Annotated in this window: 22 protein-coding genes; 11 read left to right on the top strand and 11 right to left on the bottom strand. The window is 72.5% G+C overall.

The genetic code is table 11. From position 1 onward, the window contains the following. The first annotated feature begins 167 nt into the window (after positions 1-167). The 5 genes from ACZZ9K_RS05980 (at position 168) to ACZZ9K_RS05960 (ending at position 2,794) form a co-directional block, all read left to right on the top strand. Complete coding sequence (locus ACZZ9K_RS05980; RefSeq protein WP_463443552.1) at positions 168-1,004, top strand: alpha/beta fold hydrolase; 837 nt, start codon at positions 168-170, stop codon at positions 1,002-1,004. A gap of 124 nt (positions 1,005-1,128) precedes the next feature. Then, positions 1,129-1,278: a hypothetical protein gene (locus ACZZ9K_RS05975; RefSeq protein ID WP_155896873.1), complete on the top strand. Its 150-nt coding sequence runs from the start codon at positions 1,129-1,131 to the stop codon at positions 1,276-1,278. Positions 1,279-1,287: 9 nt separating this feature from the next. Then, positions 1,288-1,842: an RNA polymerase sigma factor gene (locus ACZZ9K_RS05970; protein ID WP_214545261.1), complete on the top strand. Its 555-nt coding sequence runs from the start codon at positions 1,288-1,290 to the stop codon at positions 1,840-1,842. Further along, entirely contained in the window at positions 1,839-2,489 is a 651-nt protein-coding gene (locus ACZZ9K_RS05965; protein WP_301601011.1) for an Asp23/Gls24 family envelope stress response protein, read from the top strand. Before ACZZ9K_RS05970 ends, ACZZ9K_RS05965 begins: the two co-directional genes overlap by 4 nt. After that, complete coding sequence (locus ACZZ9K_RS05960) at positions 2,486-2,794, top strand: hypothetical protein (RefSeq protein ID WP_463443551.1); 309 nt, start codon at positions 2,486-2,488, stop codon at positions 2,792-2,794. Before ACZZ9K_RS05965 ends, ACZZ9K_RS05960 begins: the two co-directional genes overlap by 4 nt. A gap of 89 nt (positions 2,795-2,883) precedes the next feature. Here the strand turns inward: ACZZ9K_RS05960 and ACZZ9K_RS05955 are convergent, their stop codons facing one another. From ACZZ9K_RS05955 to ACZZ9K_RS05925, 7 genes are all read right to left on the bottom strand, one after another. Continuing rightward, positions 2,884-3,756, bottom strand: a complete 873-nt coding sequence (locus ACZZ9K_RS05955; protein WP_463443550.1) for an aggregation-promoting factor C-terminal-like domain-containing protein — start codon at positions 3,754-3,756, stop codon at positions 2,884-2,886. A gap of 298 nt (positions 3,757-4,054) precedes the next feature. Beyond that, on the bottom strand, positions 4,055-4,510 hold the full coding sequence (locus tag ACZZ9K_RS05950; protein ID WP_138803909.1) for a MarR family winged helix-turn-helix transcriptional regulator: 456 nt from the start codon (positions 4,508-4,510) through the stop codon (positions 4,055-4,057). 176 nt (positions 4,511-4,686) lie between these two features. Continuing rightward, positions 4,687-5,337 (bottom strand): GntR family transcriptional regulator, encoded by a 651-nt coding sequence (locus tag ACZZ9K_RS05945; protein ID WP_463443549.1) that lies wholly within the window; start codon positions 5,335-5,337, stop codon positions 4,687-4,689. 170 nt (positions 5,338-5,507) lie between these two features. After that, positions 5,508-5,975 carry a DUF1810 domain-containing protein gene (locus ACZZ9K_RS05940; RefSeq protein WP_463443548.1) on the bottom strand — a complete coding sequence of 156 codons (468 nt, stop codon included), beginning with the start codon at positions 5,973-5,975 and terminating at the stop codon, positions 5,508-5,510. Beyond that, entirely contained in the window at positions 5,972-6,763 is a 792-nt protein-coding gene (locus ACZZ9K_RS05935) for a YqjF family protein (protein ID WP_051596878.1), read from the bottom strand. The genes ACZZ9K_RS05940 and ACZZ9K_RS05935 overlap by 4 nt, the downstream gene beginning before the upstream one ends. Continuing rightward, positions 6,760-7,158: a DoxX family protein gene (locus ACZZ9K_RS05930; RefSeq protein WP_176709143.1), complete on the bottom strand. Its 399-nt coding sequence runs from the start codon at positions 7,156-7,158 to the stop codon at positions 6,760-6,762. The genes ACZZ9K_RS05935 and ACZZ9K_RS05930 overlap by 4 nt, the downstream gene beginning before the upstream one ends. Positions 7,159-7,207: 49 nt before the next feature. After that, positions 7,208-8,473, bottom strand: coding sequence for a bifunctional phosphopantothenoylcysteine decarboxylase/phosphopantothenate synthase (locus ACZZ9K_RS05925; RefSeq protein WP_463444740.1), 1,266 nt, complete (start codon positions 8,471-8,473; stop codon positions 7,208-7,210). 64 nt (positions 8,474-8,537) lie between these two features. Between ACZZ9K_RS05925 and ACZZ9K_RS05920 the strand changes: the two genes are divergently transcribed. Next, complete coding sequence (locus ACZZ9K_RS05920; protein WP_463443547.1) at positions 8,538-9,329, top strand: NRDE family protein; 792 nt, start codon at positions 8,538-8,540, stop codon at positions 9,327-9,329. 127 nt (positions 9,330-9,456) lie between these two features. On the opposite strand, the gene ACZZ9K_RS05915 is transcribed toward ACZZ9K_RS05920, so the two are convergent. Continuing rightward, the gene (locus ACZZ9K_RS05915; protein ID WP_463443546.1) at positions 9,457-10,395 is read right to left on the bottom strand and encodes an SDR family oxidoreductase; all 939 of its coding nucleotides are present in this window, start codon (positions 10,393-10,395) and stop codon (positions 9,457-9,459) included. Positions 10,396-10,540: 145 nt separating this feature from the next. Here ACZZ9K_RS05915 and ACZZ9K_RS05910 point away from each other — a divergent pair, with 145 nt between their 5' ends. The 3 genes from ACZZ9K_RS05910 to ACZZ9K_RS05900 all read left to right on the top strand — a co-directional run bounded on the left by ACZZ9K_RS05910 (position 10,541) and on the right by ACZZ9K_RS05900 (position 13,280). Then, entirely contained in the window at positions 10,541-11,650 is a 1,110-nt protein-coding gene (locus tag ACZZ9K_RS05910; protein ID WP_111233255.1) for an LLM class flavin-dependent oxidoreductase, read from the top strand. A gap of 191 nt (positions 11,651-11,841) precedes the next feature. Beyond that, complete coding sequence (locus ACZZ9K_RS05905) at positions 11,842-12,504, top strand: hypothetical protein (RefSeq protein ID WP_463443545.1); 663 nt, start codon at positions 11,842-11,844, stop codon at positions 12,502-12,504. Positions 12,505-12,788: 284 nt separating this feature from the next. Next, a complete protein-coding gene (locus tag ACZZ9K_RS05900) occupies positions 12,789-13,280 on the top strand; it encodes a pyridoxamine 5'-phosphate oxidase family protein (protein ID WP_071247568.1) in 492 nt (163 codons plus the stop codon). 122 nt (positions 13,281-13,402) lie between these two features. On the opposite strand, the gene ACZZ9K_RS05895 is transcribed toward ACZZ9K_RS05900, so the two are convergent. Next, entirely contained in the window at positions 13,403-14,650 is a 1,248-nt protein-coding gene (locus ACZZ9K_RS05895; RefSeq protein WP_176709140.1) for a hypothetical protein, read from the bottom strand. Positions 14,651-14,855: 205 nt separating this feature from the next. Between ACZZ9K_RS05895 and ACZZ9K_RS05890 the strand changes: the two genes are divergently transcribed. Then, positions 14,856-16,265 (top strand): MFS transporter, encoded by a 1,410-nt coding sequence (locus tag ACZZ9K_RS05890; protein ID WP_463443544.1) that lies wholly within the window; start codon positions 14,856-14,858, stop codon positions 16,263-16,265. A 133-nt stretch (positions 16,266-16,398) separates the two neighbouring features. Further along, positions 16,399-17,175, top strand: coding sequence for an endonuclease/exonuclease/phosphatase family protein (locus ACZZ9K_RS05885; protein ID WP_051596881.1), 777 nt, complete (start codon positions 16,399-16,401; stop codon positions 17,173-17,175). Between the two features lie 754 nt (positions 17,176-17,929). Here ACZZ9K_RS05885 and ACZZ9K_RS05880 read toward each other — a convergent pair. Then, entirely contained in the window at positions 17,930-18,604 is a 675-nt protein-coding gene (locus tag ACZZ9K_RS05880) for a methionine ABC transporter permease (RefSeq protein WP_214529670.1), read from the bottom strand. Continuing rightward, positions 18,601-20,643 (bottom strand): MetQ/NlpA family ABC transporter substrate-binding protein, encoded by a 2,043-nt coding sequence (locus ACZZ9K_RS05875; RefSeq protein ID WP_463443543.1) that lies wholly within the window; start codon positions 20,641-20,643, stop codon positions 18,601-18,603. The genes ACZZ9K_RS05880 and ACZZ9K_RS05875 overlap by 4 nt, the downstream gene beginning before the upstream one ends. Positions 20,644-20,680: the final 37 nt, after the last annotated feature.

Raw genomic sequence — 20,680 nt, 5'->3', positions numbered from 1 at the left:
GCGCACGCATGCCCGTGCACCAAGCCGCGCCCGAGCGAGAGCGACACATTGGTGCTGGCGGATGAGTCTCCCTCGGAACTACGGTGAACGAGTTCCGGCCTCCCGCCGACGTGGAGGCAGCGGCCAGCCCGCGTCACGAGTGGAACAGACAACCAGGGAGGCACGAGATGGCGTTCGTCACCACGAGCGATGGGGCAGAGATCTTCTACAAGGACTGGGGGCCGCGCGACGCGCAGCCGATCGTCTTCCACCACGGATGGCCCCTGTCGTCCGACGACTGGGACGCCCAGATGCTGTTCTTCCTGGGCAAGGGGTACCGGGTGATCGCGCACGACCGCCGTGGGCACGGGCGTTCGTCGCAGATCGGCACCGGTCACGACATGGACCACTACGCGAGCGACACGGATGCGCTCGTGCAGCACCTCGACCTGCAGAACGCGGTCCACATCGGGCACTCCACCGGTGGTGGACAGGTCGCACGGTACGTCGCGCAGTACGGCGAGCCGCAGGGACGGGTCGCCAAGGCCGTCCTGGTGTCGTCGGTGCCCCCGATCATGCTGCAGAGCGACTCGAACCCGGAAGGCACTCCCATCTCGGTGTTCGACGGGTTCCGGAGCGCACTCGCCGCGAACCGCGCCGAGTTCTTCCAGGCCGTCGCCGAGGGGCCGTTCTACGGGTTCAACCGCCCCGGCGTCGAGGTCTCGGCCCCGGTCGTCGCGAACTGGTGGCGGCAGGGGATGACGGGCAGCGCCCTGGCCCACTACGAGGGCATCAAGGCGTTCTCCGAGACGGACCAGACCGAGGACCTCAAGGCGATCTCCGTCCCGGTCCTCGTCACGCAGGGCGATGACGACCAGGTCGTGCCGTACAAGGCGGCTTCGCTCAAGCAGGCCGAGCTGCTCAGCAACGCCACGCTCAAGATCTACGAGGGGTACCCGCACGGGATGCTGACGACCCACGCGGACGTCATCAACCCCGACCTGCTCGCCTTCATCCAGCAGTAGGACGAGCCGACAAGCACGACGTCAGAGGCGCACACCGGAACCGTCCGGGTGCGCCCCTGACGTCGTGTGTGACGAAACGGGTGCGACGCACGTCCCATCGGTGACCACACCACGAGGAGCCGACGTGACCCGCACCGCTGCAGTCCCCAGGAACGCCCCCGCACACGTGCTCGCCCTGGCGCGTGTCCGCGCGCTCGCCGCCCGGCCGGCCGGACCCTTCAGGGTCGTGCCGGCACACCGGCGCACCCAGCCGTTCACCATCCACCACCAGTAGAAGGAACGCGTGCACCACCAGTCCCTCGCCGAGCTCGACGACGCGGTCCTCGCCGGCCGGTCGTCCGACGGCGACGTCCGGGCCTTCGAGGTCCTGATCCGTCGCCACACCCCACTGCTCCGCGCCTACGCCCGTCGGACCCTCGGTTCCACCGACGAACTCGACGACGTCGTGCAGGAGACCTTCATCACCGCGTGGGACCGCCTCGACTCCCTCGAGGACCTCGCGCGCGTGAAGTCGTGGTTGATGCGCATTCTCAGCCGGAAGTGCCTCGACCGGATCCGCGCGCGGCGCGTCCACGACGACGTCACCGAGCTCGAGGTCGCCGCGCCGGCCGACGACGCACCCGACCGGGTCGCCGAAGCGCGCTCCCGCGAGGACGCGGTGGAACGCGCGCTGGCCGAACTGCCCGAAGCCCAACGACGGTGCTGGATCATGAAGGAGGTGCTCGAGTACCGGTACGAGGAGATCGCCGCCGAACTCGACCTGCCACCATCGACGGTCCGGGGACTGCTGTCCCGAGCGAGGAAGAACATGATCCGACTCATGGAGGGATGGCGATGACCGACCACGACGGCATCCGGCCGGACCTGCCCGACAGCCCGGAAGCACTCGACGCCCTCGAACCCGGTGACCTCGACGGCCACTCGATCGACGAGCTCACCGACTACCTCGACGCCGGGATGCAGCCGGCGGACCCGAGCATCGACGACTCGCCCGCCTGCCAGAACGCCCTGGCCGCGATCATCCGCGTCCGCCACGCGTCGCTCCGCTCGCTCGAGGCGGCCGCCCGCGACGAGGCCCCGGCCGACGAGTCCTGGATCAGCGGCGTCCTGGCGAACATCTCGATCGAGTCCCGCTCCGGTCGCGACGTCCCGCTCCGCCCCCTGTCCGAGACCGAGCGCCCCGTGATGACCGAGGGGGCCATCCGGTCCCTGATCCGCCGCACCGGTGACGAGGTCCCCGGCGTCCTGGTGGCCCGCTGCCACCTCGACGGCGACGTCACCGAACTCGCGTCCCCGATCCGGGTGGTCGTCGAGATCGCGATCGCGTCCGGTCCCTCGATCCCCGCGACCGCCGAGCTGGTCCGCACCGCCGTGGCCGGCGCCCTGGCCGAGCAGACGGACCTGCTCGTCGAGGCGGTCGACGTCGTCGTCCGCGACCTGCTGCCGGACCCCGAGCCCGGCACCGACCCCGAGGAGGCCCGATGAGCACCACCGACGAGACCCTCGCCGCGATCGAGGCCGCCGTCCTCGAGGTCCCCGGCGTCACCGACCTGTACCGCTCCCGCCCGACGGTCGCGAGCGCCGTGCAGGCGGTCCGCAGCATCGCCACGAGCACCGGACCGCTCCGGATCGTCGTCGACGACGGCGCCCTGCGTGTCGTCATCGGCACCGACGGCTTCCGCCCGGCCCCCGAGGTCGCACGCGCCGTCCACGACGTCGCCCTGGCGACCGCGGCGGCGCACGGCCTGGCGCTCAGTCGCGTCGACGTGCGCGTCGCGCGGGTGGGCTGACCGCGACCAGAAAACGCAACGGGAGGCCCGTGGCGGATCCGCCACGGGCCTCCCGTCCGTCTGCCGGTCGCCTTCGCGACCCGCGCCGATCAGTAGAAGTTGTTCGCCTGCGAGTGCCCCCACGCCGCGCACGGGGTGCCGTACGCGGCGCTGATGTACTGCAGGCCCCAGGTGATCTGGGTGGTGGCGTTGGTGCGCCAGTCCGCGGCGATCGTGGCCATCTTCGAGCCGGGGAGCGCCTGCGGGATGCCGGTCGCGCCGCCGTTCGCGTTGACGGCCTGGTAGTTCCAGCCGGACTCCTTGGTCCACAGGTTGTCCAGGCACTGGAACTGGTCGGCGCCCCAGCCGTACTTCGACGACGCGAGCGAGGTCGCCGTGGCCTTGGCGCCGGCGACGGTGTTGCCGGCGGCGAGCTTCCGGGCGGCCTCCGCTGCCTCGGCGGCAGCCTTCCGATCGGCTGCGGCCTTCGCTGCGGCCGCGGCCTTCGCGTCGACGTCCCGCTTGTCCTGCGTGGCGCTCGCCTGCGCGACGTCGGTGGCTGACGCGACCGTCATCGAGATCCGGTTCGTCAGCGCAGCGCCGGACAGGTCCGGGTAGTCGCTCAGGGCGTCGACACGCTGTTCGAGCGCCGAGGTGTCGACCTTGTCGTTCGCGGTCTGCATGACGGTCTTCGCCGTGGTGATCGTGGCGGCGGCCTGGGCGCGGTCGAGCGCGGTGCCGCGCAGGGCAGGCTCCGCGGTCGCCGAGGCGCTCGCGGTGCCGGTCGGCATGCCGAGGGCCTCGCCGATGGCGGGCTGCGTGCCGACGGTCAGGGCGCCACCGGCGACGGCGAGGACCGCCGCGCCGCCGGCGATCAGCGTCGCGCGGTGCCGCAGGGCCCGGCGCATCCGGCGGGTGGGGGTGTTCAGGGCTTCACGTCGGGTCGAGGCCGTCGTGGTGGGGAGCTCAGGGGTGTGTCGCATCGGTTCCGCAGGTCGTCGGCTCGGTGGGGGAGGGACTCCCGCTCGCGCGACCGAGGTCGTACGGGCACGCCGGAGGCTGGCGGTGTCGGTGACACCGTCGGCGACGACGAGGAGTCCTCGAGCCGGTGAGGACCGGACGGTGGTGTGGGGCCCGTCCGTCCGCCGGACGCAGCCGTGGGGTGGCCGCGGTCAGGCGGAGCCGACACCATGACCGGTCAGACTGGGCAGCACGTCCAGGAACGCTGGCAGAACGGTCCGTCCACCGCTTGGTAACGGTTCGGTAACGGTCGTGTGGGGCTTAAAAGGTGTGAGGTTCCTGGGCGTGCTCGCCCTGGGCGACACGCTCGAGCGCGGCCAGGGCGCCGGCGATCGCCTGGACGTCCGACTCGTCGAGCTCGGCGATGAGCCCGGCGACGATCCCGGTGCGGTTCGCGCGGGCCTGCTCGACCGCCTCGATGCCCTCCGGTGTGGCCGTCACCATGAACGCCCGGCCGTCGCGCGGGTCGGCCTCGCGCTGGATGAAGCCGCGCTGCTCGAGCTCGGTCAGGATGCGGGTCATCGTGGGCTTCGTGACCACCTCGATCCGCGACAGGTCGCCGGGGCGCAGGGGTCCGTGCCGTTGGATCGACGCGAGCGCCGACACGATGCCGTACCCGAGCGAGGCCGAGTCGGTACGGGCCCGGCGGTTGATCCGACCGACCGCGGCGGCCAGGCGTGCGGCGACCTCGGTACGGTCCGTCGGGCGGGGGTTCATGTGCTGCTCCGGGTGCCTGGTTCAGGTGGTCGCCAGCGATGCTATCGGTCCGCGCGGCCCCGGGACTGGGAGCGTCTCGCGCGTGCCCGGGCAGCCGACCGGGAGGCCCGTGGAGCGTCGATCGCCCGCCTCGCGTCGGCGAGACGGGCGGTTCCTGTACGCGGGTACAGGTGGACTCAGTGCTTCTCGCCCGGCAGCTGGTGGATCGCCTCGGTCGCGAGCTCGGCCGCGACGTTGTCGCCGGACTCGGTCGCTGCCCGCAGGCGCCGGAAGTCCTCGGTCATCCGGTCCCAGTCGACCAGCACGTCGAGGTTCGGCAGGCGCAGCCGGAACGCCAGGCCGTCCATCGTGTCGCGGCAGACGCGCTGCAGGTTCTCGTTGCCGCACTCGGCGACGTACAGGGAAAAGACGTCGAGGGCGTCGTGGTTGACGGCGGCGACCTCGTGGGCCTCGAGCTCGGTGATCGTCTTGTCGAGCTGCGCGAGGATCTTCTTCCGGGCCGCCGACCCCAGGCGCGGGACCGCGAGTCGGACGACGCCGCCGAACAGCACGCCGAGGGTCTGCATCGCCTGGACGACCTCGGTCGGGTCGGGCGTGGTGACGCGGGTGTACCGGTTCGGGGCCATCTCGATCAGGCCGGCGCGGGACAGCTGGCTGAGGGCCTCGCGGATCGGCGTGCGGGAGACACCGAGCCAGGAGATGAGCTCGTCGTCGTTCAGGCGTTCGCCGGGCAGGAGGGTGCCGTCCATGATCGCGTCGTGGATCTTGTGGCGGACGGTGTCACGGAGCAGCTGGTGCTCGGTCGGGGCGCTGCGGGGGACCGGCATGCGTTCTCCTTCGGGGGCGGTGGCGTCGGGGCGCCGGGCGAACGGGCACGGTCGGCATCGCACGTGCTCGCATCACCGTACCTGATATGACAACGGCGTTCCGATCGGCTCAGGGCGTGTCAGTGTGGACGTTCAGATGCCGGTGACCCGCCTCGCGTACGGCGTGTGCGTCACCCGTGTTCCGAGCGCTCTCCGAGCAAGCGCAGCGTGGCCGGGTCCTCGGCGCCGTCGTACCAGCGCTCGAGCACGGCGACGAACGGCTGCGGGTCGGCCGCGGTCCGGGCGAAGAGCGTCATCGACGACCGGAGCTTCACCGCGTCGATGCCCCCGAGCAGGGAGTCGGCGGAGTGGGCGGGGGCGTGGCGTGCGACGTCGGTCGCCGCGAGCAGACGGGGCCCGAGCACCGGGTGTGCCAGGTAGGCGCGGGCTTCGTCCGTCCCGGTGATCGCGTAGCGCGCGGCCGTGGCGCTCCGTCCCAGGCCGGCCAGCTGCGGGAACACGAACCACATCCAGTGCGACGACTTCCGGCCCCGACGGAGCTCGTCGAGCGCGACGTCGTGGACACCCTGCTGGGCCCGGACGAAGCGGTCGAGGTCGAACGGGTCGTCGGTCTGTGCGTCGGGGCGTGCGCCCGTCACCGGACGACCCCGCCCCAGCCGTACCGGACGGTCGTGCCGTCGACCACGAGCAGGGAGTCCGGAGCACGGTCGAACAACCCCGGCATGCCGACGGCGTCGGGCAGGTCACCCTCGAGTCGGTCGAGCGTGGCCGAACGGGTGGTGAGCACCGGGTGCTGCCGCTGCCAGAACAGGGTCTGCGCCAGGTACCGCGCGTGGATGCCGGCGCGGGTGGTGAGCTCGGCGGCCAGCGGGGTGTCGACGACCTCGCCGGCGGTCACCCGCACCGAGGCCGCGTGCTTCGGCCGTGCCGCACCGGTCGGGCGTTCCTGCCGGAGCGACCGCGCCCACCGCACCGGGTGCAGCGCGCGGGTCGGGTGCCGGACGGATCGGTGCGCCACCGCGTCACCGCGGCGACGGGAACGTGCGTGCGCGAACGTGTACGGCACGCCGAGCAGTGCGTGCGCGGCCACGATGGCGGGCACGTTCGCGGTGTCGACCGTGCGGTAGGTCACCCCGCGCCGCCCCTGGTCGTCCACCGTGAGCACCTCGATCGTGACCTCGGTCATGGTGCCGAGCCGCCCGGCAGAGGGGAACGGCGGCACCCGGGTCTCCCGGAACACGTACGCCGACAGCCCCACCCAGGCGCTGCCGTCGACCACGTCCGGACGGGTCCCGCGGGGGACGAGCCGCTGCAGCGACGCCGGGTCGTGCCGCCAGTGCGCGAACACGATGTCCTCCCACGCGTGCTGGGTGACCGGGCGGTGCAGCAACGGCACCGCCGCGCGCGTCCACGACGGCTGGGTCACGGCTTCGGTGCGTGCCGACCGACGCGCACGCCCCACAGCACCAACGGCGCCTGCAGCGGGAGCCGCAGCACCGAGACCAGACGCATCGCCCGGCTCGAGCGGGGGTGGTCGAGCAGGTCGTTCGCCATCTTCACGTTGGCCGGGAACACCGCCGCGAACAGCGCCGCGGCGGCCCACCCCGAGGCGCGGCGGGTCGCGGGGAACGCGAGCCCGGCGGCGATGCCGAGCTCGGCCACGCCGGAGGCCAGCGTGGTCAGCCGCGGGGGCAGCGCGTCCGGCACGATCCGGTCGAAGTGGGTCGGGCGCAGGAAGTGCATGGTGCCCGCTGCACCGAGGGCCACCGCCAGGATGGTGGCCGTGCGGTTGGCACGTCGGATCCGCTCACGTCGTCGCATGCGCCCCATCGTGCTCGCCGGTCCTCGGAACCAGGTCAGTGCCGCTGCTTCACGTCAGTGCGGTCGCGACGAGGTCGAGGACCGCCGTCGCCACCTCGGCCTTCGTGCCGGAGGTCTCGCGGACCACCTCGCCACCGGGCACCAGGACCTCGATCGCGTTCTCCTCGCGCTCGAAGCCGGCCGACCAGCCGACGTGGTTCACGACGAGCAGGTCCGCGGGCTTCCGGCTGATCTTGGCGCGCCCGAGCTCGATCCGCGCGTCGCGGTCGGGTTCGGTCTCGGCGGCGAACCCGACGATGATCTGCCCCGTCCGCCGTGCCGCCACGAGGTCGGCGAGCACGTCCGGGTTCCGCACCAGCTCGAGCGTCATCCGCTCGCCCTGGGCGTCCTTCTTGAGCTTCTCGCTGAGCACCTCGGCTGGACGGTAGTCGGCGACGGCGGCGGTCATCACGACGACGTCGGCTTCGGCGGCGGCGGTGTGCACGGCCTCGGCGAGCTCGAGCGCGGACCCGACGGGCACCACGGTCGCGTCCAGGCCGGCGGTCAGCGAGCCCTCGACGTTCGCGGCGACGAGGGTCACGGATGCCCCACGACGGACGGCGTCGGCGGCGATCGCGATGCCCTGGCGGCCGCTCGAGCGGTTGCCGACGAACCGCACCGGGTCGAAGGGCTCGCGGGTACCGCCCGCGCTGACGACGACGCGGACGCCGGCCAGGTCGCCCTGTTCGCCCCGGGCTCCGGTGCCCGCCCCCGTGCCGTCCGTGCCCCGTCGGCCGGCCGGTGCGGGGTGCTGGTCGAGCACGGCGAGCGCGGCGGCGACGATGTCCTCGGGCTCCGCCATCCGACCGATGCCCGCGTCGTCGCCGGTGAGTGCGCCGACGACCGGTCCGACCAGGTGGACGCCGCGGTCACGCAGCGTGGCGACGTTCGCACGGGTCGCGGGGTGCTCCCACATCTGCGGGTGCATCGCGGGGGCGACCACCACGGGTGCCTCGGTCGCGAGCAGCGTCGTGCCGAGCAGGTCGCTCGCCAGGCCGTGCGCCATCCGGGCCAGCGAGTCCGCGGTGGCGGGGGCGATGACGACCAGGTCCGCCCGGCGACCGAGCGCGACATGGCGCACCTCGGCGACGTCGTCCCACACGCTCGTGGTGACGGGGTTGCGGCTGAGGGCCTCGAGCGTCGGCAGTCCGACGAAGCGCAGGGCGCCCTCGGTCGGGACGACGTGCACGTCGTGGCCGCGCTTGACCAGGTCGCGGACGACCCCGACGGCCTTGTAGGCGGCGATGCCCCCGGTGATCCCCACGATGACGGTCAGGGCGCGCTCTGCTGCTGCGTTCACCTGGCTCACGCTACCGGGGCCACGTGCGAGGATCGACGGCATGTGCACCGTCGTCGTCCGCGTCGACCCCGGGTCCGCGTGGCCCGTCACCGTGCTCGCCCTGCGGGACGAGTCGCCCGAGCGTCCGTGGGACCCGCCCGCTGCCTGGTGGCCGGACCGCGACCCGGACCTCAGGGGTGTCCGTGACCGCTCCGCCGGTGGTGCGTGGCTCGCCGCGTCCGACCGAGCCGGCCTGGCCGTGGTGCTCAACCGCGCCGAACCCGTGACGAGCGTCGACGGCACCTGGACGACCCGCGGCGTGGTGCCGGTGGACGCCGTCGCCGACGACCTGCTGCCCGGTCACGACGGCACACTGCCGACCACGCGGGCCTTCAACCTGGTGCGCGCCACGGCCGAGGGCGCCTCGGTGCTGACCTGGGACGGCGAACAAGTCCGCACCACCGACCTCGGCCCCGGCGTCCACATGGTCACGCACGGTGCGGCCGACGACCCCGCGGCGCCGCGCATCGGTCGGTGGCTCGAGGCCTTCCGTGCCGTCGACGCCCCTGTCGGCCCGCCGGTGCTCGGCCCGTTCGACGAACTCCGCACCGTGGACTCCGGAGGCGACGCCGGGGACGGCTGGGGCGGCTGGTTCGGCGTGCTGGCGGAGTCCGCAGCGCTGCCGAGTGACCACCCCGACGCGATCCTCCGCGACGTGCACGAGGCCGAGGGGCACATGACGACCCTGTCGATCGTCGCCGCGGCGATCGCGCCGGGCCGCACCGTCCTGCAGCACGCCCGCCTGGCCGAACCCGGTCGGCTGGACGGGTCGGTGGAGCTGCACCGCGCCTGACGCTGGCGGCGTGCCGGACCCGCCCCGGGCCTCCCGTCCGCGTCCCGCGCACCGTGCGAGGGACGCGGCCAGCGCGGCCAGCGCGGCCAGCGCGGCCAGCGCGGCCAGCGCGGCCCCGCGGTCGCGGCTAGAGCGGCGGACGCGTCCCGGTGAGGTCCTCGGCGACGGCCCAGAGTGAGCGGGCGAGGTCGGCGCTCCGCGCGGATCCGGGGATCGACACGGTGGTGGTCGGGCCGGTCATGCCGAACGGACCCGAGGGGCCGTAGTACGCGCCGCCCACGGCGTTCGGCCCGACCGCCGCGTACAGCAGCGGCTCGGTGCCCTGCTCGACGGCCTGGGTGAACGGCAGGGCGCGGTTGCTCGACCGCACCGGCTTCGACCGACCGAGCGAGCGCCCCGCGGCCTGCAGGTTCGTCCGGGTGTAGCCGGGGTGGGCGGCGGTGCTGACCAGGGGCACGTCGGCCTCGACCGTCAAGCGGTGCAGGTGCAGCGCGAGCAGCAGGTCGGCGAGCTTCGACTGCGCGTAGGCGCGCCAGCCGTTGTAGCCGCGCTCCCACTGCAGGTCGGCGAAACGGATCCGACCGGGGATCGCGGCGAGGCTCGACATCGTGACGACCCGGGGCGCCTGGGCCAGGGAACCGTCGGCGAGGGGTGTCCGCGCACGCAGCAGCGAGGGCAGCAGGAGGTTCGTCAGGGCGAACGGGCCGAGGAAGTTCGTGCCGAACTGCAGCTCGAAGCCGTCGACGGTCTCGAAGCGCTCCGGCGGCGCCATCACGCCGGCGTTGTTGACCAGGACGTCGATCGGACGTTCCTCGTCGACGATGCCGCTGGCGAAGCGGCGGACGCTCGCCAGGTCGGCGAGGTCGAGTTCGCGGACCTCCACGTCGGCTGCGGGGTGGGCGGCGCGGATGCCGGCGGCGGCGGTCTCGCCCTTCTCGGTGCTGCGGACGGCGAGCACGACGCTGGCGCCGGCTCCGGCGAGGCGCAGGGCGGCCTCCTGTCCGGTGCCGCTGTTGGACCCGGTGACGACGATGCGGCGTCCGGTCTGGTCGGGGAGGTTCGGCATGCGGGTGACCGTACTCGTCCGGGCTGGCCGAGCCCGGCCGCGCGCGGCCCGGGCCCAGTCCCGGTCCGGCCGCTGACCCCGTGCGCGCACGCCGCCGCCGTGCTATGTTGATGCAAACGCATGGAAGTGCGACCAGGAGGACACCATGAGCAACGCATTCGGCACCGACCGTCCCTCGGACGTCCCGCCGCCCGCACCCGACCGGATCGGACCGCTGCAGCTCGGCCTCGACACCTTCGGCGACGTCACCGAGCGCGCCGACGGCAGCCTGCAGTCCGACGCGCAGAGCATCCGCGACGTCGTCGACCAGGCCGTCCTCGCCGACCAGGTCGGCGTCGACTTCATCGGCGTCGGGGAGCACCACCGAGCCGACTTCGTCGTGAGCGCCCCCGAGGTCGTCCTCGCCGCGATCGCCGCCAGCACCGAGCGCATCCGGATGGGATCAGCGGTCACGGTGCTGTCCTCCGACGACCCCGTCCGCGTGTACGAGCGCTTCGCCACCGTCGACGCGCTGTCGAACGGCCGCGCCGAGGTCATCCTGGGTCGTGGCTCCTTCACCGAGTCGTTCCCGCTGTTCGGCTACGAGCTGAGCGACTACGAGGTCCTGTTCGAGGAGAAGCTCCAGCTCTGGGCGGCCCTGCGCGGCGGCGACGCCGTCACCTGGTCCGGTACGAAGCGTGCGGGCCTGGTCGACCAGGACGTCTTCCCGAAGCTCGAGCACGGTGCCATCCCGACGTGGATCGGCGTCGGCGGCTCCCCGCAGTCGGTCATCCGTGCCGCGTCGTACGGCCTGCCGCTGTTCCTCGCCATCATCGGCGGGCAGCCGGCCCAGTTCGCCCCGTTCTCGCGCCTGTACCGCCAGGCCCTCGCGCAGCTCGACCTGCCGCAGCAGCCCATCGCGATGCACTCGCCCGGCTTCGTCGCCGCCACCGACGAAGAGGCCGCCGAGCGCTACTGGCCCTACCACAAGGCCGTCACCGACCAGCTCGGCCGGGAGCGCGGCTGGCCGCCCCTCGACGTCGCCGGGTACCGCGCGAGCCTGTCGGCCGGCGGTTCGCTCTACGTCGGCTCGCCGGAGACCGTCGCCCGGAAGGTCGCGCGCAACATGCGGATCCTCGGCGCCTCGCGCTTCGACATGCGGTACGCCACGGGTCGTCTGCCGCACGCCGACATGATGCGCTCGATCGAGCTCTACGGCACCGAGGTCGCACCCCGCGTGCGCGAGCTGCTGGCGCAGCCCGTCCCCGTCGCCTGACGGACGAGGTCCGGTCCGGTCCGCAAAACACCGGTGTTCGCAGTCTGCACCACCCTTCGCGGGTGTTCGGAGCGTGGACACCGGTGTCTTGCGTGCAGGTTCCGGCGGGCAGAGGGCGCGCGGGCAACGGCCGGGAGGCCCGGGTCGGCCGCCGAGATCGGCTCACGGGGGCCGCGGGTACGGTCCAGGGCATGTCGTCACGCTCCGACCACGCCTCCGGTCCCGCTGCTGATCGCGCCTCCGACTCCGTCGTCGAACGCCGGTTCCGCGGCCGGATCATGGGCGTCGGCACCACCTCGGGCGTCCGGATCGTCGTCGGCATGTGGGACCGCTCGCCGTTCGGCCCGTTCACGGACGTGTTCCTCGAACTCCCCGACGGCACCAGCGTGCTGCTCGCACCCGACGAGATCGTCGCCGCGTACGTCTCCGGCACCTACCGCTTCGACACCGTCTCGGTCGTCGACGTCCGCGCCCGCCGCACCGCCAGCGGTCTCGAGCTGTCCGCCGGGGCACTGCAGGCCTCGATCGACGTCGGCGGCATCTCGCCGCTCGGCCGGATCCTGCGCATCGTCCCGAAGCCGATCGCCCGCGACCCGCGCTGGCTCGCGGCGATCGACCCCGTGGCACGGCTGCTCGCGCCGGGGTCCGGCACGGCGGGATCGGCGGGCAACGGTCGGCGCGAGTACTACGGCGTGACCGGGGCGCACGACGTCACCGGCGTGCGGGGGACCTGGGCGGGGGAGCCGCTCGGGGACCTGGCGCCGCTCGACCCGCCCGTAGCGTTCGGCTTCGCCTCGATGCCGAAGATCCCGCAGGTCGTCGACGTCGAGACCACCATCCGCGAACCCGCCTGAGCCCGGCCGGCCCCTGCCCCACTTCGTGAGCAGGAACGGTCGGTTCGCCGGTGCGGAGGCGACATCGTGTGCTCACGATCCCGACGTCGTGGACGGCGCGGGCGCCGGAAGGGGGCGGCGAGGCGGAGGTGCGCCGGGCCTCCAGGCCGACCTCGACCGGACCACCTCGACGCGCGGGGCTGACGCGTCCAGCGCCGGAGGGGCACACTGGTCGGAACGGTACGGCCCCGTGCACCGACGGTCGCACGTCGAGCGGAGCGGGGCGCATGACGCAAAGGAGCACCATGACCGACACACAGACGGACCAGCGCGCCGCCATCTCGGACATCGTCCACGGCGCCCACACGGCACTGCTCACCACGGTGAGCGAGGACGGGAACCTGCACGCCAGGCCCCTCGCGGTGCAGGACAAGACGTTCCACGGGACCCTGCGGTTCCTGGTGCAGGACGGCAGCGAGAAGGTCGAGGACATCGCGCGGAACCCGCACGTCAACGTCTCGATCGAGTCGCAGGGCGGGTACCTGTCCATCGCCGGGACCGCGACCGTGACCCAGGACGACTCGGTCGTCGACGAGCTTTGGTCGCCGTTCGCCGAGGCCTGGTTCCCGGAGGGCCGCCAGGACCCGTCGATCCGGCTGCTGACGGTCGAGGGCGTCTCGGTCGAGTACTGGACCCAGGACACCGGTCCGGTCGGCAGCCTGGTGCAGATGTTCAAGGCGGCGCTCGGCAAGCAGAGTCAGCCGGACACCGGCGACCACGGCACGATCGAGCTCTGAGACGCGACGCACAACGCGCGACGCACAACGCCGTCGTCCTGTCCGGACGGCGGCGTCGTGTCGTGTCGGGGCGCGGGGCGCGGTGTCGTGCCCGGTGCATGCTCGGGCCGCGCGTCAGCCGCTCACGGAGGGCCGAGCAGCCACAGCACCGCGACCAGCACCGGCTGCCCGGCCAACGCGGCCGTCACGAAGGTCCACCGCATCCAGGGCTTCGCGACCAGCTCGGGTGACCCGAACAGCGGCGCGAGCGGCATGAGCAGCCGCGGGGTCGAGGCCATCGGCAGCGACACCGCGAAGATGTACAGCGCGTACGCGGCCGAGTACAGCACCGTCGTGGGCCCGAGCCGCAGCGTCGACCGGCGCAGCAGCCAGATCGGGTACGTGACGAGCAGGAACACCACGATCAGGATCCCGCCCACCCCGAGCCAGCGGCCCGCGATCAGGAACCACGGCGTCAGCGGCACGAAGTCCACCCGGCCGATGAAGTTGACCCACCAGGACATCTCGGTCTCCAGGTAGGCGTTCGGCGTCCCGGTGACGTGCGAGGCGATCACCGGCCAGGCGAGCCCGGCGAGGACCATGGTCAGCCCCGCGGCGACGACCCGGACCTGCTCGCGGAGCGGGAAGCCCTCGAACACCCGGCCGGTCTCGCGCCGTGCACGGACCCACCGCACGAGTGCGACGACACCGAGCACGAGCGGGATCGCCAGGGCGCCCGGGCGGGTGAACGCCGCGGCGACGCCGAGTGCCGTCAGGAGCCCGTAGCGCCGACGCTCCAGGGCGAGCAGCGCTCCGAACGACAGCGCGAGGAACATGCTCTCCGCGTACCCGACCTGCAGCAGGAACGAGAGCGGACCGCAGCTGAAGAAGAAGACCGCCCACATCGCCGCGGCGTGCCCGGCACGGTCCCGCACCAGGCGGTGCAGCAGGTAGGTGGCGAGCAGTCCGGCGACGATCGCGACGAGCGGGGCGCCGAGTTCGAACGGCACCCCGGTCGAGGCGGTCAGCGCCCGGATCGTGAAGGGGAACGCCGGCAGGAAGGCCCAGGCGTTCTGCGCGACGTTGCCGGCGGCATCGAGCGGCAGCGCGTCGGGGTACCCGTGCAGCGAGATCTGCTCGTAGTACTGCCCGTCCCACGCCACCAGGAAGGCGCCGAACCCGTGCTCGTTGCCCCAGATCGCGTTGCCCGGGAGCGCACGATCGATGAGCGGGTAGGCGAGCGCGAGCCACAGGGTCGACAGGACCCGGCCGCCCGTCCAGACGAGCAGGACCGCCGCCCACGCCGGCAGGGAGGCCACGGTGTCCAGGACACGTCGTCGGCCGCTGGCCACGCCCGCGGCGACCACGCCGGCGCTGTCGGTGCGGCTCACGCGCGAGGTCCTCGGCGTTCGGGTGGTCGGGTCGGCACCCGGCCAGGGTAGTCGGCCCGAGCATGAGGATCGCCCGGAACCGTGCCTGGAGGCCCGTCCCGCGTCGTGCGGGCTGCTGCGCGTCCGTCCCCCGGCCGGTGCCGCGCCCGGTGGGTGGGGCCGTCCGTGACGGTGCGGACGTCCGCGGGCATAGTCTCGGTGGGCGATGACGACGACGGCGACGACACCCAGACGACGGACGGGCAGCACGGCGGTCGCCGTGCTGGTGGCCGGGACCTTCTTCATGGAGCTCCTGGACGGCACGATCCTGGCGACCGCCGCCCCGGCCATGGGGCGTGACCTCGGGGTCGACTCCGCCGCGGTGGGCGTCGCGATCACCGCGTACCTCGTGACCCTCGCGGTGTTCATCCCGGTGTCCGGCTGGCTCACCGACCGGATCGGCTCCCGGACGGTCTTCGCCGGTGCCATCGCGCTGTTCACGATCGCGTCGGCCCTGTGCGCGCTGTCCACCGGGCTGGTCGAGCTGACACTGTGGCGCATCCTGCAGGGCCTCGGTGGGGCGCTCATGGTGCCCGTCGGCCGGCTCGTCGTGCTCCGGAGCGCCGGGCGCGAACAACTCGTCACCGCCATCGCCATCCTGACCTGGCCGGCCCTCGCCGCACCGATCATCGCGCCGTTCATCGGCGGCGTGCTCGTCGAGACGCTGACGTGGCACTGGATCTTCCTCATCAACATCCCGCTCGGCGTCATCGCCTTCGTCGCCGCCCTGGTGCTCGTGCCGCAGGAGCGTGCGGCGCAGCGCGTGCCGTTCGACTGGTTCGGGTCGCTGCTCGCCTGCGTCGGGCTCGGCTCGCTCGTGGTGATGGCCTCGCTGCTCGCGCTGGAGGTCGTGCCGGTCACCGCGGTCGTCGTCTCCGGGGCCCTCGGTGCGGTGTGCTGCTGGCTGGCGATCCGGCACTTCCGCCGGGCTCCGCACCCGATCATGGGGCTCGACGCGTTCCGACTCGAGACCTTCCGGGTGTCGCACGCCGGTGGCAGCCTGTTCCGCCTGGCGGTGTCCGCGGTGCCGTTCGTGCTCCCGCTGCTGTTCCAGGACGCCTGGGGCTGGAGCGCCGTGCTCGCCGGGTCCGCCGTGCTCTGGGTGTTCGTCGGCAACCTCGGCATCAAGCCGATGACGACCCCGTTCCTCCGCTGGTTCGGCTACCGCCCGGTGATCATCGTGTCGTCGGCGGTCGCCGCGCTGACCGTGGTCGCGATGGCGTTCATGACCGAGGACACACCGTTCTGGCTGCTCGCCGTGCTGCTCGTCGTCAGCGGTGCAGCCCGCTCCGTGGGCTTCACGGCGTACAACACCATCGCCTTCGCCGACGTCGAGCAGGCGGACATGACCCCCGCGAACACGCTGTCGTCGACGCTGCAGCAGACCGCCGCGGGCTTCGGTGTCGCCGTCGCCGCCGTGGTCATCCGCGCGGCCTCCGGCCTGGGCGGCGACGGACCGTACACGGCCGCGTTCTGGGTCATCGCCGCCCTGCTCGTCGTCGCCAGCGTCGAGGGCATCCTGATGAGTCGCACAGCGGGCGACACCGTCCGCCCGGTCCGCCGTGTCCGCGCCTGATCCCGCCGCTGTCCGTTTCCGTCACGGTCACACGGACGAAACCCGGCAGGCGTTACAGTCTCAGCAACCGTCCGCGGTACCCGAGTACGGTGACCGCGGCAGGGTGACCGGAACACCCGGACAGGAAGGCAGCATGGCCGCGCCAGAGCAGCAGAGCACGATCGCATCAGAGCAGACCGTGCAGCCCACGCAGCTCCGTGTCGTCAGTTACAACCTCCGCGAGCACACCGCGAACAGCGAGCTCGCCGCACTGGCCGAGGCATCCGAAGCCGACGTCCTGTGCGTGCAGGAGTGCGACAGCAACGACCTCGCACCGTCGATCGGCGGCCTCTCGCTCGCCGCGTCGACCCGCACCAACCGACTCGGGCTCGCGATCTACAAGCGTGACGACCGCTTCGAGGTGCAGGACTTCAGCATCCACTCCCTGCAGAAGTCGCTGCACGACCGGGTCCTCGCACCCGCGCACGAGCGGCTCATCGCGATGCACCTGCGTGACACCGAGGCCGACGCCGAGGTCGTCGTCGCCTCGTTCCACGCCTCACCGCTCACCGCGACGAACTCCCTGCGCCGCAAGCAGATCGAGGCGGCGCACCAGTTCCTGCGCGAGCTGGCGAAGGACGTCCCCGCGGTCATGGTCGGTGACTTCAACTACCCGTGGTTCCAGACGAACCTGCGGCGCAAGATCGAGCAGCACGGCTTCGCCCTGTCGCTGTCCGACCAGCCGACGTACCTGCGCTACCGCAAGTTCACCGGCCACTTCGACTTCGCCACGAGCGTCGGCCTGCACATCGCCGGCGTCGAGACCCTGCCGGCCGGCATCTCCGACCACCGCCCGATCCTGGTGCGTGCCCACTACGAGCACCCCGGCGAGACCGGCGCCGTCACCACCGTCGAGGCTCCCGCCGCCTGACCCGGTGCTGCTGCGCGCCGCTCGTGCCGAGGTCGCTCGACTCGCCGCGGGTGTGGCGCCGAGTGGTCGGGAACTGTCGGTTGCGGGGGCGTCGGGCGACGGTTCGTGCGACCTCGGCGGCGGTGAGCGGGGAGTCGTGACCGCTCGGCAGTCGGTGCCGGGCACGTCGGCGGTTCGTCGGCGGCTCGTGCCGAGGTGGCTCGACGTGCCGCGGGTGTGGCGCCGAGTGGTCGGGATCTGTCGGTTGCGGGGGCGTCGGGCGACGGTTCGTGCGCCTTCGGCGGAGGTGAGCGGGGAGTCGTGACCGCTCGGCAGCCGGTTGCCGGGCGCGCGGGCGGTTCGTCGCGGCTCGTGCCGAGGCCCCTCGACATGCCGCGGGTGTGGCGTCGAGTGGTCGGGATCTGTTGGTTGCGGGGGTGTCGGGCGACGGTTCGTGCCACCTCGGCGGAGGTGAGCGGGGAGTCGTGACCGCTCGGCAGTCGGTTGCCGGGCCTGTCGTCGGGCGGCGCGCCGCTCGTGCCGAGGTCGCTCGACGTGCCGCGGGTGTGGCGTCGAGTGGTCGGGATCTGTCGGTTGCGGGGGCGTCGGGCGACGGTTCGTGCGACCTCGGCGGCGGTGAGCGGGGAGTCGTGACCGCTCGGCGCACGCCGCTGGGCGCGTCCGTCGGAGCGGCGACGCACCGGAGGCCCGGCGCCGGTCTCGTGGACCGGCACCGGGCCTCCAGGGCGTTGCACCGGCGCCCCGCGAGCCCGCGTCAGCGACGCAGCGTCGCGCGTGCCAAGCGGTTGCCGATGAACTGGCCGAGCTGCACGATGACGACGATCGCCGCCACCGAGACGTAGACCACCCACCAGTCGTAGCGCTGCGAGCCGTAGGTGATCGCGTACTCGCCGAGTCCGCCGCCACCGATCAGCGCGCCCTGCGCGGTCATGTCGACGATGCCGATGTAGATGAACGTGTACCCGAGGATCAGGGGGCCGAGGCCCTCGGGGATGAGCACCGTCAGCAGGATCGACACGGGGTGTGCACCGGAGGCCCGAGCCGCCTCGACGACGCCCGGGTCGACGGACAGCAGGTTCTGCTCGACGATCCGGGACACCGCGAAGGCCGCGGCCAACGAGATCGCGAAGGTCACCGCGGGGACACCGATGGTGGTCTGCACGACGACCCGTGACAGCGGCGCGATCGCGGCGAGGAAGATCACGAACGGGATCGGGCGGATCAGGTTCACGAACACGTTGAGCACCGTGTACGCGGTGCGGTTGCCGAGGACGTTGCCCGGACGGGTCGCGTACAGCAGCAGGCCGAGCGCGAGGCCGATGACCCCGGCGATGACCAGCGAGACGAGCGACATCACGATGGTGTCGCGGATGGCGGCGAGGAAGACGTCGAACGTGTCGATCACGCTCTGGAACGAGTTGTTGTTCACGCGGCGGCCTCCTCGTCGGTCGTGACGCCGTCGGCGCGGAGTGCGGCGATCGCGGCGTCGATGGCGCCGGGCGCACCCGACCCGCCAGGACCGCCTGGCCCACCTGGCCGACCGGACCCGCCGCTGGCGTCGCTCAGTTCGTAGGTGAGCGACCCGATCCGGCGCTCCCGGATCTCGCCGACCCCGCCGTAGACGAGCTCGGCGGTGACCCCGGCGGCGCGGAACGCGGCGTCGATGCGGTTCTGCAGCCCGGCCTCGTCGGTGATCTGCACCGTGACGAGCCGACCCGGGTGGCGGTCCCGCAGGCGTCGGAGCGTCTCGGGGGAGGGTCGGTCGTGCAGCGCGGTGCGGACGAAGCGCTGCGCGGCGCCGGTCTTCGGCGTCGAGAACACGTCGTAGACGTCCCCGACCTCGACGACCCGCCCCTGCTCCATCACGGCGACCCGGTCGGCGATCTGCCGGACGGCGTCCATCTCGTGCGTGATGACGATGATGGTGACGCCGAGCTCCCGGTTGACGCGGCGGAGCAGCGCGAGCACCTCGGACGTGGTCTCCGGGTCGAGGGCGCTGGTCGCCTCGTCGGCGAGCAGCAGGTCAGGCGACGCGGCGAGGGCGCGGGCGATGCCGACGCGCTGCTTCTGGCCGCCGGACAGCTGCTCCGGGTAGGCGTGGGCGCGCTCGAGCAGGCCGACGAAGTCGAGCAGCTCGGCGACGCGACGGTCCCGCTCGGCCTTCGGCACGCCGGCGACCTTGAGCGGGTACGCGACGTTGCCGGCGATCGTGCGGGACCGGAACAGGTTGAACTGCTGGAAGATCATCCCGATGTTGCGACGCGCCAGACGGCGGTCCCGCTCGGGGATCGCCGTCAGTTCACGGCCCGCGACGGTCACCGTGCCGGAGCTCGGCAGTTCCAGCGCGTTGACCAGGCGGACCAGGGTGGACTTGCCGGCACCGGAGTACCCGATGACGCCGAGGACCTCTCCCTGGTGCACGTCCAGGGAGACGTCCTCGACGGCCACCACGGTCTCGCCGGTGTCGGCGCGGCGGTAGTGCTTCGAGACGCCGCGGAGTTCGACGAGGACCGGCACTACTGCTTGGCCGCCTTCGCGTCCTGCTCGACCTGGGCGAGCTCGTCCTGCAGCTTCGCGGCGCTCTCGTCGCGGGCGACGGCCTCGGGCAGGTCCTTCGCGAAGGCCTTCTGCACGGCGTCGTCCTGGAACAGCTCCGCCAGGTCGAGGTAGGTCTTGTTGCCCTTGTCCTCGTCGCGGACGGCGAACACGTTCACGTACGGGGCGGCGCTGGCGCTCGAGGGGGTCGTCCTGGTAGATCGCGTCCGAGATCGGCAGGCCGGCGGCGGTGGCGAAGTTGTTGTTCACGACGGCGGCGGCGACGGAGCCCTGCTGCAGCGCGTTCGCGGTCTGCGAGGCGTCGAGGGGCTGGACGTCGACCTTCTTCGTCTCGATGTCGTCCGCGGTGGAGAACGCCGAGCCGCCGTCCTTGAGCGTGATCAGGTCCGCCGCCTGCAGGATCAGGAGCGCACGCGCCTGGTTGATCGAGTCGTTCGGGATCGCGACCTTCGCGTTCGCGGGCAGCTCGGAGGGCTTGTCGTACTTCGTCGCGTAGAGCGGCAGCGGGTACACGGCGGTCGAACCGATCGGCTGCAGGTCGTCGTCGGAGGTGACGTTGTAGTCCGCCAGGTACTGGATGTGCTGGAACTGGTTGATGTCCAGCTGGCCGTCCTTCAGGGCGGGGTTCGGCAGCGAGTAGTCCGAGAAGTTCGTCAGCTTGACGGTGACGTTGAGCTTGTCCTTCGCGAGCTTCGTGTACGTGCTCCAGTAGCCGAGCGACTTGTCCGCGACACCGATCGTGACGGTCTTCGGGGCGGCGTCACCGGCGGCACCGGCGTCGTTGCTCCCGGAGCGGACGGCTCCGACGATGACGGCGACGACGATCGCCACGACGACGATCGCGGCGGCGACGATCCAGCCGATCGGGCGCTTGCCCTTCGGCTTCTCGGGCAGTGCGGGGGCTGCGGACATGCTGGTGCTCCTCGTGGGCCGTGCGTGTGGGGGCGCC

Source organism: Curtobacterium sp. AC268 (assembly GCF_979258745.1).
The sequence above is the reverse complement of the archived record's forward strand: the minus strand, read 5'-3'. Positions and strand labels throughout refer to the sequence as shown.

Coding starts and splice junctions, on each gene's coding strand:
- ACZZ9K_RS05980 (WP_463443552.1), top strand. CDS start 168: ATGGCGTTCGTCACCACGAGCGATGGGGCAGAGATCTTCTACAAGGAC.
- ACZZ9K_RS05965 (WP_301601011.1), top strand. CDS start 1,839: ATGACCGACCACGACGGCATCCGGCCGGACCTGCCCGACAGCCCGGAA.
- ACZZ9K_RS05960 (WP_463443551.1), top strand. CDS start 2,486: ATGAGCACCACCGACGAGACCCTCGCCGCGATCGAGGCCGCCGTCCTC.
- ACZZ9K_RS05955 (WP_463443550.1), bottom strand. CDS start 3,756: ATGCGACACACCCCTGAGCTCCCCACCACGACGGCCTCGACCCGACGT.
- ACZZ9K_RS05950 (WP_138803909.1), bottom strand. CDS start 4,510: ATGAACCCCCGCCCGACGGACCGTACCGAGGTCGCCGCACGCCTGGCC.
- ACZZ9K_RS05945 (WP_463443549.1), bottom strand. CDS start 5,337: ATGCCGGTCCCCCGCAGCGCCCCGACCGAGCACCAGCTGCTCCGTGAC.
- ACZZ9K_RS05930 (WP_176709143.1), bottom strand. CDS start 7,158: ATGCGACGACGTGAGCGGATCCGACGTGCCAACCGCACGGCCACCATC.
- ACZZ9K_RS05920 (WP_463443547.1), top strand. CDS start 8,538: ATGTGCACCGTCGTCGTCCGCGTCGACCCCGGGTCCGCGTGGCCCGTC.
- ACZZ9K_RS05915 (WP_463443546.1), bottom strand. CDS start 10,395: ATGCCGAACCTCCCCGACCAGACCGGACGCCGCATCGTCGTCACCGGG.
- ACZZ9K_RS05910 (WP_111233255.1), top strand. CDS start 10,541: ATGAGCAACGCATTCGGCACCGACCGTCCCTCGGACGTCCCGCCGCCC.
- ACZZ9K_RS05905 (WP_463443545.1), top strand. CDS start 11,842: ATGTCGTCACGCTCCGACCACGCCTCCGGTCCCGCTGCTGATCGCGCC.
- ACZZ9K_RS05900 (WP_071247568.1), top strand. CDS start 12,789: ATGACCGACACACAGACGGACCAGCGCGCCGCCATCTCGGACATCGTC.
- ACZZ9K_RS05890 (WP_463443544.1), top strand. CDS start 14,856: ATGACGACGACGGCGACGACACCCAGACGACGGACGGGCAGCACGGCG.
- ACZZ9K_RS05885 (WP_051596881.1), top strand. CDS start 16,399: ATGGCCGCGCCAGAGCAGCAGAGCACGATCGCATCAGAGCAGACCGTG.
- ACZZ9K_RS05875 (WP_463443543.1), bottom strand. CDS start 20,643: ATGTCCGCAGCCCCCGCACTGCCCGAGAAGCCGAAGGGCAAGCGCCCG.